Here is a 12,845-nt window from a genome sequence, read left to right on the forward strand (position 1 = left end):
GCGAGGCCGGGGCGGGTTCCGGAACACGGAAGCCGGGAAGGGAACCGGCGCGTTCACCTGCGCGAAGGTGGCCGCACCGGCGGCCGGCACGGGCTGAGACCGGTCCGGCGGACGGCCCGAACGCTCCTGGGGCGGCCGGCGGCCGGCGGCCGGCGCGACGCCGATCTTGTGATCAAAGATGCGCAGATGGCATGGGGGAAGCGGCGGAAGGTGAATCAGAACCATGCGGAGTCCGGGCGAAATTGAGCGCGAACGGGGCCCAAGGGTTCACGCAACCTCCTTATAGTGGTGCCGCGTTGATCGTATGGTCGCAACGCGCGAAGTCGCCGCCACTGGAGTCCGTACGATGACGAACCCCTCGTCCGCCACGCCCGCGTCCACGACCGGCACCGGCGGTGGTTGCCCCATGGGCGCCGGTACGGGCGCCGTCGCGCTCGGCGGGCCCGGCTTCTCCGCCGAACCGCAGGCGCTCTACCGGTCCATGCGGCGCGAGCACGGGCCCGTCGTCCCGGTCGAGCTGCCCGGCGGCTTTCCCGCCTGGCTGGTGATCGGCTACCAGGAACTCCACCAGGTCACCAGCGACGGGGAGGCGTATCCCCGGGACGTCTCCCTGTGGAACCAGTGGGAGAACATCCCCGCCAACTGGCCGCTGCTGCCCATGGTGGGGACCCCGATGCCGTCCATCTACTTCACCGCCGGGGCCGAGCACCGCCGCCACGTCGACATGGTCGTCCCCGCTCTCGAAGGGGCGGACCCCTTCGAGATCCGGGAGCACTGCGAGCAGTTGGCCGACCGGCTCATCGACGCCGTGTGCAGCCGGGGAACCGCCGACCTCGTAGCCGAGTTCGCCGAGCCGCTGCCCGTCCTCGTGCTCGCCCGGCTCGTCGGCTTCCCCGACGACGAGGGGGCCGACATCGCCAGGGTGCTCAAGGACCTCGCCGACGGCGGGCCCGACGCGCAGAAGGCGCACCTGCGCTTCGGCGAGCACATGCGGCAGCTCGTCGCGAACCGGCGGGCGCGGCCCGGCGACGACGTGACCTCGCGGATGCTGGCCCATCCCGAGCCGTTCACCGACGAGGAGTACGCGCTCGACCTGATGGCCATCACGGCCGCCGGGCACCTGACCACCGCCGACTGGATCAGCAACTCCACCCGGCTGATGCTCACCGAGGACCAGTTCGCCGACGCGCTGTCCGGCGGCCGGCACAGTGTCGCCGAGGCGATGAACGAGGTGCTCTGGGAGGACGGCCCCACCCAGATCCTGGCCGGCCGCTGGGCCGCGCGTGACACCCGGCTCGGCGGCCGGGACATCGCCCGCGGCGACATGCTGCTGCTCGGGCTCGGTGCGGCCAACACCGACCCCCATATCCGGCAGCAGGTCACCGCCTCCGTCGTGCGCTCCGGGCAGGGCGGAAACAGCGCGCACCTGGCGTTCAGCCATGGCGAGTACCGCTGCCCCTTCCCCGCCCAGGAGATCGCCGAGATCATCGCCCGTACCGGCATCGAGGTGCTGCTGGACCGGCTGCCCGACCTCGAACTGGCCGTCCCCGCCACCGAACTGGTCCGCAGGCCGTCCGCGTTCCTGCGCGGGACGATCGCGCTGCCCGTCCGCTTCACCCCCGTACGCACGACAGGAGACGCGTTGTGAACTGCCCGCACGCCGAAGCCGCACAAGCCGACCGGAGTACCGGGGTGATCACCGTCGACCCCATGGTCCAGGACCTGGACGGGGAGACCGCACGGCTGCGCGACGCCGGGGTCCTCGCCCGGATCGACCTGCTCGGCGTACCGGCCTGGACGGTCACCCGGCACGCCGAGGCACGCCAACTCCTGCTCGACCAGCGTCTGGTGAAGGATCTCGACGCCTGGGGCCTGTGGCAGAGCGGCGCGGTGACCCACGCGTGGCCGCTGATCGGCATGATCGACGCCGGGCGCTCCATGTTCACCGTCGACGGGGCCGAGCACCGGCGGCTGCGGACGAAGACCTCGCAGGCGCTGACCCCCCGCCGTCTGGAGGCGATCCGCCCGGACATAGAGAAGTTCACCGACGAACTGCTGGACGCCCTCGACGCCGCACGGGGCGAGGACGGGGTCGTCGACCTGAAGGCGGTCTTCGCGCAGCCGCTGCCGATGCGGGTGGTGGGCCTGCTCATGGGCGTGGACGAGTCCCAGCACGCCATGCTCACCCGGCAGTACAGGGCGTTCTTCTCCATGCTCACCCCGCAGGACGAACGCCTGTCGCTGCTCGCCGAGTTGGACGTCTTCTACACCGACCTCGTACGGGAGAAGACCGCCCGCCCCACGGACGACCTCACCAGCGCGCTGATCCTGGCCGAGGAGGGCGGCGAGCCGCTCACCGAGGAGGAGGTGGTGGGCAACCTCAAGGCCATGGTCGCCGCCGGGCACGAGACCACCATCGGGCTCGTCCTCAACGCCGTACGCGCCCTGCTCTCCCACCCCGACCAGCTGCGCCAGGTGCTCGCCGGGGAGGCCGGCTGGGACGCGGTGATCGAGGAGACGCTGCGCTGGGACACCCCCACCACCCACCTGCTGATGCGGTTCGCCACCGAGGACATAGCCGTCGGCGACGACGTGATCCGCAAGGGGGAAGGGGTCGTCATCTCCTACCGGGCGATCGGACGCGACATCGAGCAGCACGGCCCCGACGCCGACGCCTTCGACATCACCCGGCCCACGCGGGGCCGCCACATGACCTTCGGCCACGGCCCGCACATCTGCCCCGGCGCGGCCCTCTCGCGCGTCGAGGCGGGCATCGCGCTGCCCGCCCTGTTCACGCGCTTCCCGGGACTGCGTCTCGCCGTCCCGGACGAGGAGATCACCAAGCTTCCGGTGATGACGCAGAACGACATGGCCGCCTTCCCCGTCCTGCTGGACTGAGGCGGAAGCGGCGGGCGGGGAGGCGCGGGACGCGTCGTTCCGGCACGGCCTCCCTCCACGACGGATGGCCGGACGCGCTGCCCGCCGTCTCGCCGGCCACGAGATCAGTCGCGTGCCTCTCTCCGAGGCCCGCCGCTCCCTTGGCCTCGTGCCCGGACGGGGCCTGGAGTTCCGGTCGGCGGGGCCGGTCAAGATCCTGGTTGCCGAAGATTCAACCGTGGTAACTTCGCGTTCAGCCATGTGAGTTGGACCGACTCGGCGGGGGATGGTCGGCGATGAATGCTGTCCCGCACGGGAGCCCGGGACCGGACCTGGTGCAGACCCTGGTCGACGCGCTGACCCTGCTCGACTGCGTCAAGGACCGCAGTCAGCGCTTCGAGTTCGTGGACGTGGTGGCGTATCGGCTCGACATCGAACTGACCTACCCGGACAGCACCCCGCGGATCGACATGACGCATGTGGTCCGCAAGGTGATCCACCGGCCCGGCGGCCCCGAGGCGCTGATCTACGCGGTCCGCGCCGTCTCCGGCAAGGACGACGCCGACCGGATTGCCGCCGAGGCGGGCATCCGAACCGACGGCGAGCGGCCCGACCCCTGGCCCGCGCCCCTCTTCGCCGATGACGTCGCCCGCCAGGCGCGCCGGCTGCTCGGCGAGGCGACGGACCTCGACCCCGGACGGCTGCGTACGCTCCTCACCGAGGAACTGCCCGGGGAGCTCCCCGACCACCGGACGCCGGTCGAACTCTTCGACCACGCACAGGACATGACCGCCTGCGCCGACGGCCTCCCGGCCGCCGTCGTCCTGGTCGAGGTGGCTGCGGCCCTCTCGGCGGAGCGCGGCGCACCGCTGCGCGTGTGGTCGGACCGCTGGGCCGCGGGAGACCCCACCGCGCCGGCCGACGACGCCCGGGCGCCCGTCCCCGGGGCGGCCGAGGCGCTCGCCGGCTGCCGGGAGCGCCTGAAACACCCCGCCGCCCCCGACCCGACCGTGCCCCGCAGCCTCGTCGTGATGGTCGAACCGGCCCGGGACGGTTCTCCGGACGTCTTCGTCCGGCACTGGATCAACAAGATCCCCGGCTACTGGCGACCGGAACCGGGCTCCGTGGAGACCGCCACCCTGGAGACCCTGGCCGGAGCCGTCGAACGCGCCGTCGACCGGGGCGAGACGCTGTGGTCCGACCGCCCCGTGGCCGGGGCGGGCCCCGTCCACGTCGAGTTCCTCCTCCCTTTCGACCTGCTCAACCACGACATGGCCCGCCTGGAGCTGGGTACCCGAACCGCGAGGTCCTGGCCGATCGGGCTGCGCTACCGGGTCCATCTGCGCAGCCTGGACCGGATGCGCGGCGACGCCGGGCAACTGCGCCGCTGGCAGGCCCGCTGGGACCGGCTGCGGACCGCGCCCGCCCCGGCCACCCACCGGTGGAGGGCGGCGGATCGGGGCGGGTTCGAACGCTGGCGGGCGCAGCTCGCGGGCGACGAGTCGTTGACCGCGGTCATCCTCGACGAGCCCGCCGTCCAGGGGAACGGCCTGGAGGCGCTGCAGGCCGCCGTCGTCGAGGGCGTCGGACTCGCCGCCTGGGACCGCAGGCCCAAGAGCACGTCACAGTCCAGCGAGCTCCTCACGCTGCTCCTGGGCCACTCGTACGCACAACTACCGGAAACGGTGAACAGGTTGAGGATCGGGGCGGAGATCGAGGAGGACGGTCCGCTGTGGCTGGGCCGGCATATCGCCTTTCTCTGGGACGATCCTCACCGACTGGTCGATCGTGAGGAGTTGTTGTCGGCATGACCGGACAGACCCCTGCCGCACCACCGTCGCCACCGCCCCCGTGGTGGGTGTTCCACGCGACCGGGAAGGCGCCCGGGGCCGAGCCGCCGGAGCTGCCCGAGCCGCCGCCCTGGCGCACCTTCCCCGGGGCACCCCTCCAGCCCCCACCGCCCGACGACGACCGGGCGGCCGTACGCCGCCTCGGCCGGATCCAGGACGGGCCTCAACTGCGCCGCGAGGAGATCGACGCGGTCAACGCCGCCCTGCTGCTGCGCCGCCCGCTCCTCATCACCGGTCCGCCGGGCGTCGGCAAGTCCACTCTCGCCTATCTGATCGCCCGTGAGCTGGGGCTCGGCCGGGTCCTGCCCTGGAGCGTCGTCAGCCGCAGCACCCTCAAGGGCGGCCTGTACGCGTACGACGCGATCGGCCGCGCCCAGGCCATAGCGGCCTGGCGGGCCGGCGACACCGGAACCGCGTCCGGCCCCGACCCTGTGGCCGGTCCCGCCCCCGCATCCGGCGACGGGCCGCCCGCGCTGGGCGACTTCGTCACCCTCGGTCCGCTCGGCACCGCGCTGCTCGCCTACGAGCGCCCCCGGGTGCTGCTCGTCGACGAGCTGGACAAGAGCGACATCGACCTGCCCAACGACCTCCTGCACGTTCTGGAGAACGGCAGCTACGAGATCCCCGAACTCGTCCGCAGCAACGAGGAGTCGGCGACGGTCTTCACCGACGACCCGCGCGGCACGGCGAGCGTCGAGGGCGGCCGGGTGGAGTGCGCACAGTTCCCCGTCGTGGTCATCACCAGCAACGGCGAACGGGAGTTCCCCGCGGCGTTCCGCCGCCGGTGCCTGCCGCTGGAGATGGAGCCGCCGGGCCGCGAGCAGCTGATCGGGATCGTCGTCAGCCATCTGCGACAGCGCCCGGAGGGCGTCGAGGCGCTGGTGGACGAGTTCGAGGACCGGCTGCGCGGCGGCGGCACCCAGTCGATCGACCAGTTGCTCAACGCCGTCCAGCTGACCACCGCGGGCGGTTTTCAAGCGGATGCCGACGGGCGTAAACTCCTCGAGATGCTCCTCCGAGACCTCTCGAAGGGCCGCTGATGAACGGCTTGCCCAGGGAGCGTGCTCCGGACCCCGCGTCCGCGCCGGCCGGCTCCCCCGATCGCGCCACCGGCGACCGACACGAGGACGGCAGCCCGTACCTCCCGGGCGGGGCCGACTGGACGGGGCTCGCCGACGCCGCGTGGCTCGCCGCCGCCCGGATCGGCGCCGACCGCGCCACCGGGCCGGCCCCGGACGACCCGCCCCGAGCCGAAGGGCACCCCGACGCGCCCGGACCCCAGCTCGAAGCGGTTGCCGACCCGCCCACCCGTCCCGAGCCCGACGTCGTGCCCGGGGTCACCGGGCTGCCTGGGGCACCGGCGTACGAACGGGAGGTCCGGACCTTCGTGGAGCGCGCCCGCACCGGCCCCGCCCGGCTGCCGGGGCGCGGCCCCCGCACCGCGCGCAGGGGCCCGTCACTGCTGGCCCGGTCCCTGCGCGGGCTGGGCCGCAGGGTGTCCACCGGAGGCCGGAGCGCGCTGGACGAGGAGAGCACCGCCGAGCACGGGCTCACCGACGGGCTGTGGGTTCCCTACTTCCTCCCCGACCGCGAGCGCGCCTTCGACCTGGTGCTCCTCGTCGATCGCGCCCCCACCATGCCGCCGTGGCGGGGCACCGTCCGGCAGATCGCCGACGAGGCCGCCCACAGCGGGGCCTTCCGGGATGTCCGCACGGTCGGGGTGACCCTTCCCACCGGAGACGGCGAAGCGTCGCTGCGCTGGCCCGGCGGGCGCGACGGCGACCCCGCCGAACTGATCGACGGCCGCAGCTCCAGGCTCTTCCTCGTCGTCACGGACGGACTCGCCCACGGCTGGGCGGGCCCCGGAGCCGACCGGTTACTGGAGCGGCTCGCCTCGGGCGGGCCCACCGCGCTCGTCCACCTCCTGCCGCCCTATCTGCGCCACCGGTCGTCACTGTTCCCCTTCCGTGCCCAACTGGACGCCGGAGGCTTCGGCGCGCCGAACCGGCGCTTCCACTGCCGCCCGCCCCTCGGCGCCCACGACCCCGTCCGGCCGCTGCCCGAACCGGACGACGAGACCGTGCCGGTACCGGTGCTCAGCGTGCGCGCCGGCTCCTTCCGCGCCTGGGCGGACCTGGTGACCGGCGAACGCGGGGTGCGACGGATGCTGCCGGTCGTCCTGGCGGGCGCCATGGCCAAGGGCGCCTCCGCGCCCGGGCTGCGCCGCCCGGTCGTCGACGGCCCCCGTGCGGCGGCCGCCGCCGTCCGCAGGTTCCGCTCGCTCGCCAGCCCGCTGGCCCGGCAGCTCGCCGGGCTGCTGGCCCTCGCCCCGATGGACTTCGCCGTCATCGAGGAGCTGCGCGACCTGGCCCTGCCGGAGGCCGGTCCGGAGCACCTCGCCGAGGTCATGATGGGCGGGCTGATCGACTGGGACACCGGTACGGAGGACGGTCCGGACTTCGCCGACGGCGTACGCGAGGCACTCCTCGCCGTCAGCACCCGGACCCAACTCGCCCGTACGGTCGTGCTGCTGGCGGAGCTCCGGACGGGGCAGGGCCACGGTGCACGGCTCCGCGCCGCCCTCCACGACCCGGTGCGCACCGCCCTTCCCGGTACGGAGCCCGGTGCCCGCCCCTGGCTCAGGATCGAACTGGCGGTCCTCCGGGCGCTGGCAGGGCCGTACGCCGGACGGGCCGCCCGGGTGGCCACCCGTCTGACGGGCCCGCCGAGCGGCCCCCCTGCCCGGCCGGGTGAGACGGGTGCGAAACCGATGAAAGACATCCCGAATTGGGAAAAGCTGCTACCGGACAGCGTCGTTTCACCAGGAGGATCCGTGCCGCGCACGACACCCACAGCAGCTGACACCTCGGTACCAGCTGACGACCCAGCCCGGAGGGCTCGCGAGGAGATGAAAGCCAAAGCGCCGGAAGCACCCTTCGTCCGTTCGGGCCAGCCGAAGATCATGGGCAACGTGCCGCCCAAGAACCCCAACTTCACCGGCCGCGAGTCCCTGCTCGCCGCCGTGGAGCGGCAGCTGGCCGAGGACGAGACGACGGCGGTCCTCCCGCACGCTCTGCACGGCCTCGGCGGCGTGGGCAAATCGCAGATCGCGGTGGAGTACGTCTACCGCCACAGCGGCGACTACAACGTCATCTGGTGGATCCCGGCCGAACAGGAGAGCCTGATCCTGGCCGCGCTCGCCGAGCTGGCGGCCGGGCTCGGCCTGGAGGTCGGGCCGCAGGCGAACACCGCTGTGCCCGCCGTCCGCGAGGCCCTGCGCACCGGCAAGCCCTTCGACAACTGGCTGCTGGTCTTCGACAACGCCGAGGACATCGACGCCGTGCGCTCGTACTTCCCCAACGGCGGCCCGGGGAAGATCATCGTCACCTCGCGCAACCGGGAGTGGGAGCGGGTCGCCACACCCCTCAGCGTCGATGTCTTCGACCGCGAGGAGAGCATCGCCCTGCTCCAGCGCCGCGCCCGGGGGCTGAGCACCGAGGACGCGGGCCGGCTCGCCGAGGCGCTCGGCGATCTGCCGCTGGCCGTCGAGCAGGCCGGAGCCTGGCACGCGGCGACCGGCATGCCGGTCGACGAGTACCTCCAACTGCTGGACGAGCGGCGCCCCGAGATCCTCGAACTGGCCCCGTCGCCCGACTACCCCGTCCCCGTCGCCGCGGTCTGGGACATCTCGCTCGGCAGGCTCTCCGCCGAGAACCCGGCTGCCCGCCAACTCCTCCAGATCTGCGCCTGCATGGCTCCCGAGCCCATCCCGCTGAACATGCTCCGCGGCGGCCGCAACGTTCAGATCACCCCGGAGCTGGACCCCGTGCTCCGCGACCCGCTGCTGCTCGCCCGCGCCACCCGCGACCTGAGCAAGCTCTCGCTGGTCCGCCTCGACCACCAGGCCGGCACGCTCCAGATGCACCGGCTCATGCAGAACGTGATCGTCGCCCGGCTGGACCCGGAGGCGCGGGAGCGGATGCGCAACGCCGCCCACCTGCTCCTGACCACCGCTAAACCGGGCCTGCCCGCCTCGCCGGAACAGTGGCCCGCCTACCTCGGACTGCTGCCCCACGTGATCGCCTCCGACGCGGTCAGCAGCTCGGACGCCTGGGTGCGCGACCTGGTGTTCGACATGGTCACCTTCCTCTACTACTGGGGCGCGCACGAGGCGGGCGCGGACCTGACGCGACGGGCGTGGGAGGCCTGGAGCGAGCAGTCGGCGCAGGAGGACCTGCATGTCATCCGGATCACCAAGATGCTCGGCTTCTACCTCCACCACCTCGGCCGGATCGCGGAGGCCGCGGCCTTGAGCGAACAGGCCATGGAGGTCTCGCGCACCGCGCCGATCCCGGAGGAGGAGCTGATCGACTCCATGCTCCAGATGGCCGGTTCGCTGCGCTACCGGGGCGATTTCCACGCCGCCCGCGAACTGAGCGCCGAGGCGTTCGAGCGGTCGAGCGATCTCTACGGCCCGGAGGACCCGACGACACTGAACGCGGCCCACAGCTACGGCATCACCCTGCGGGTCAACGGCGACTTCCGGCAGGCGCGGGAGATCGACGAAGAGACCGTCAGGCAACGCCAGTTGCTCTACGGTCCGACCAGCGGCCTCACCCTCAACACCCTGAGCGCCCTGGCGGCGGACACCCGCGAGGCGGGCGGCTTCCTGGAGGCCCGGGTCCTGCAGGAGTCGACGTACCAGTCCTACCGGACCCATTTCGGCCCCACCAACGCGGCGACGATCCGTGCCGCGCTGAACCTCGCGATCTGCCGGCGCCGGGCCGGATTCCTGGAGGGCGCGGCGGAGCTGGTCGAGGAGATCCTGGAGCGCTTCACCACCCGGTACGGCGCGGAGTACCCGGAGACCCTGGGGGCCGCCCTCGCCGCCGTCGTCGACCGCAGGATCGCGGGGAGGCTGGAGGACTCCCGCCGCCTCGGCCGGCAGACTCTCGACGGCTACCGGGACATCTTCGGTGAGCACCACCCGTACACCCTGTGCGCCATGGTCAACGTGGCCGCCACCCTTCGGGCCCTGGGCGAGGTGGAGGAGGCCGAGCGGCTGGACACGGTCGCGGGGGAACGGCTCCGGGCGGATCTGGGGGAGCGGCACGTCTACTCTCTGGCCGCCGCACTGGGCCGGGCCAACGACCACTACGCCCGGCTCGACTTCGTCGGCGCCCTGGAGGTCGACAGCGCCACGCTGCCCCTGCTCACCGAGGCGGTGGGCGAGGACCACCCGTTCACCCTCGTCTGTGTCGCGAACCTCTCCCTGGACCAGCGCGGACTGGGCCGCTCGGCCGAGGCGGACCGGCTCAACACCGAGGCGGTGGAGGGCCTGACGCGCGTTCTGGGGGAGGAGCACCCGTGGCGGACCTCGGCCCGGCTGCATCAGCGCATCGAGTACGACGCGACGGTGATCCCGTTGTGAGACGACGGAGCGGTACGGGAGCGAGGGCGGGGGACCGCTGACGGGAAACGTGTGACGGGTTGTGGCCGGCGGGAAGGCCACGGACGGGGGCGACGCATGACGACGGTCATATTCATCCACGGCACAGGGGTCCGGCCACCGCACACCGAGGCCCTGAACGCACGGGTCACGGCCTCGCTCGCCGAGGCCGCCCCGGGCGTGCGGGTCGTGCCGCTGGACTGGGGCGAGCCGTACGGTGCCCGGCTCGCCGCGGGCGGTGCCAGCATTCCGCCGGACGGGGCCGGGGCCACCGAACGGGACGCGGAGAGCGAGGAGGACGAGGAGACCGCCGCCTGGGAACGCCTGTACGGGGACCCGGAGGCGGAGCTCTCCCTCGCCGCCACACGCGGCACCTCGGGGGCGATACCCCCGGGCGCCGCCTTCCCGGACGAGGAGTTCCGGGAGCGGCTCGCGGCCCTGGCCGCCCGGGGCGAGACCGTCGCCCCGGAGCTGGGCCCCGGTCTCGGAGCGCGGGCCGCCGCCCTCGCGCGGAGCCCCCTGCTCGCCCCGGCGGCCGAAGCCCTGGACCGCGAGGAGATGGCACCGCTCCTGGCCCGTGCGCTGGCCGCCGCCGTGATCGGGGCGGCCCTGGCGGAGGACGCGCCCGTCCTCTGCGACGGGACGACCCGGGACGCCGCCGTGGACCGGATCGCCCGGGAGCTCGGCGCCACCGCGCCCGGCTCCACCCGGGGGCCGGTGGGCCGGCTGATCGGCCGGCCCGTGCTGCGGCTCGGCTCCCGGTACGCGGTGCGCCGCCGCCGCGCCCTCACCGGGGCCGCCCACCCGGCGGCGGGCGACGTGCTCAAGTTCCTCGTACGCGGCGGGCCCCTGCGCACCGCTCTGCGCGAGCTGGTCGCCGCCGTGGAGCCGCCCGTCGTCCTCCTCGGCCACAGCCTCGGCGGGGTCATCGCCCTCGCCACCCTGATCGAGGCCCCGCTGCCCGGCGTCCGGCTGCTGGTCACCGTGGGGTCGCAGGGACCGTTCCTGTACGAGACGGGGGCGCTGCCCCACCTCGATCACCCGCAACCGCTGCCCGCCCACGTTCCCGGCTGGCTGAACATCCATGACCGCCGCGATCTGCTCGGCTTCTCCGCCGCACCGGTGTTCCCCGGCCGGGCCGAGGACATCGCGACCGACAACCGGCAGCCGTTCCCCGTCGCCCACAGCGCCTACTGGAGCGACCCGGTCGTCTACCGCGCCATCGCGAAGCGGCTGCCGTGAGCGCGGGCACCGTCGACCCGGCACGTGTGGTGGCGCTCGTCGTCGGCGTCGAGCGCTATGCCGCGGGCCCCCGCTGGACGCTGCCGGGGCCGGTCCGTGACGCCCTGCGCTTCCGGGACTGGCTGCGGTCCGCTGGCGTGCCGGACGCCAACATCCTGCTGCATCTCGCCCCGGCACAGGGCCCGGACGCGGTCGCCGGACACCGCGACGCCGACCACGAGACCCTGCGACGGGTCATGGTCCATGAACTGCCCGCCCGACAGGGGGACCTGCTCTGGATCTGGTGGGGCGGGCACGGTGTGCTGGACCGGGACGAACACCTGCGGCTCTACTGCGCCGACGCCACGGACGCCGACCGGCGCAACATCGACCTGGAGTCCGCCCGCCGCAGGCTGAGCAGTGACGTCCTGCCCGGGTTCACGGAGCAGAACTGGGTCGTCGACGCCTGCCAGACCTTCGAGGAGCGCCACCGCCCGGCCGTCACGATCCCGGACGGGAGCCTGCCCGTCGGCCAGCGCCTGCGGCTCCACCGGCAGAGTGTGCTGCTGGCCGCCGACCGGGGGCAGCGCGCGGCCAACGACCCCGTGGGCGGCCAGGGTGTCTTCTCGGACATCCTCCTGCGCGAGCTGGCCGCCCTGCCCGGCGGCCCGGCCCCCGACCTGGAAGCGCTCTTCGCAGCAGTCCGGGGCCGGTTCGACCGGCTGCGCGCCGAAGGGAGCCACACCCAAGTGCCCACGCTCCACCTCTACCGTCCCGGACACACGGAACATCTGCCCGCCCCTCCGGCGCCGCCCGCGCCACGGAACGCGGGTGGCCCCGGGCCGGACCGGGCAGGCGGCGGGCTGGCCCGGGTGGTCGACGCGCTCCTCGCCTATCCGCTGATGAGAGACCGCGACGAACGCCAGACGATGGTCGCGGAGCTGGACCCCGTCCTGGTGGCCCGGATGCCACGGCACGCGGTGCCCCGTACGGACGTCCTGGGCATTCTGCGGACGCTGCGGCGGCGCCCGGAAGGCCCCTGGGACCTCTACCGGGCCGTCACCCTGCTCGACGACGACCCGGACCGGGCCGCCGAACTGGAAGAAGCCCTGAAGGAGTTCCTGGCCGAGAACCGACCGGCCCCCTGATCTCCCGACGTGATCGCACGGGTTTCCGGAAGGCAACCCATTCGTCATGATGGGAAGGGACGGGTGGCATCGTGTGCCGCCGGATCGAAAAGGGGGAACAGGCCTTGCAGCAGACGCCATCGGTCGGTGATCCGGCCGACTATCTGGAGTCCGATGTCGCGGACCTCGCGGAGGTGGGCGTCGCCGTCGTGCGCGACCTCGCTCCCGCGCCCGGACAGCGTCTGCTGGAGGAGATCCGAAGAGCGCGCACCAGCACGCTGTCCAACGACGGCCCGCCCAACGCTCGCGCCGACTGAGCGC

Annotated in this window: 8 protein-coding genes; all 8 read left to right on the forward strand. The window is 73.3% G+C overall.

Translation table 11 applies throughout. From position 1 onward, the window contains the following. The first annotated feature begins 346 nt into the window (after positions 1–346). The 8 genes from ACFWRV_RS03760 (at position 347) to ACFWRV_RS03795 (ending at position 12,841) form a co-directional block, all read left to right on the forward strand. Complete coding sequence (locus ACFWRV_RS03760; protein WP_384327662.1) at positions 347–1,648, forward strand: cytochrome P450; 1,302 nt, start codon at positions 347–349, stop codon at positions 1,646–1,648. Beyond that, positions 1,645–2,898, forward strand: a complete 1,254-nt coding sequence (locus tag ACFWRV_RS03765) for a cytochrome P450 (RefSeq protein ID WP_384327665.1) — start codon at positions 1,645–1,647, stop codon at positions 2,896–2,898. The genes ACFWRV_RS03760 and ACFWRV_RS03765 overlap by 4 nt, the downstream gene beginning before the upstream one ends. A gap of 275 nt (positions 2,899–3,173) precedes the next feature. Then, complete coding sequence (locus ACFWRV_RS03770) at positions 3,174–4,688, forward strand: hypothetical protein (protein ID WP_384327667.1); 1,515 nt, start codon at positions 3,174–3,176, stop codon at positions 4,686–4,688. Further along, positions 4,685–5,767: an AAA family ATPase gene (locus tag ACFWRV_RS03775; RefSeq protein WP_384327670.1), complete on the forward strand. Its 1,083-nt coding sequence runs from the start codon at positions 4,685–4,687 to the stop codon at positions 5,765–5,767. The genes ACFWRV_RS03770 and ACFWRV_RS03775 overlap by 4 nt, the downstream gene beginning before the upstream one ends. Continuing rightward, a complete protein-coding gene (fxsT, locus tag ACFWRV_RS03780; protein WP_384327673.1) occupies positions 5,767–10,158 on the forward strand; it encodes an FxSxx-COOH system tetratricopeptide repeat protein in 4,392 nt (1,463 codons plus the stop codon). The genes ACFWRV_RS03775 and fxsT overlap by 1 nt, the downstream gene beginning before the upstream one ends. A gap of 96 nt (positions 10,159–10,254) precedes the next feature. After that, entirely contained in the window at positions 10,255–11,418 is a 1,164-nt protein-coding gene (locus ACFWRV_RS03785; RefSeq protein WP_384327676.1) for an alpha/beta fold hydrolase, read from the forward strand. Next, complete coding sequence (locus tag ACFWRV_RS03790; RefSeq protein ID WP_384327679.1) at positions 11,415–12,545, forward strand: caspase family protein; 1,131 nt, start codon at positions 11,415–11,417, stop codon at positions 12,543–12,545. Before ACFWRV_RS03785 ends, ACFWRV_RS03790 begins: the two co-directional genes overlap by 4 nt. Positions 12,546–12,649: 104 nt before the next feature. Further along, entirely contained in the window at positions 12,650–12,841 is a 192-nt protein-coding gene (locus tag ACFWRV_RS03795) for a hypothetical protein (protein WP_384327682.1), read from the forward strand. The last annotated feature ends 4 nt before the right edge of the window (positions 12,842–12,845 follow it).

Source organism: Streptomyces sp. NPDC058576 (assembly GCF_042718715.1).
Taxonomy (GTDB): Bacteria; Actinomycetota; Actinomycetes; order Streptomycetales; family Streptomycetaceae; genus Streptomyces.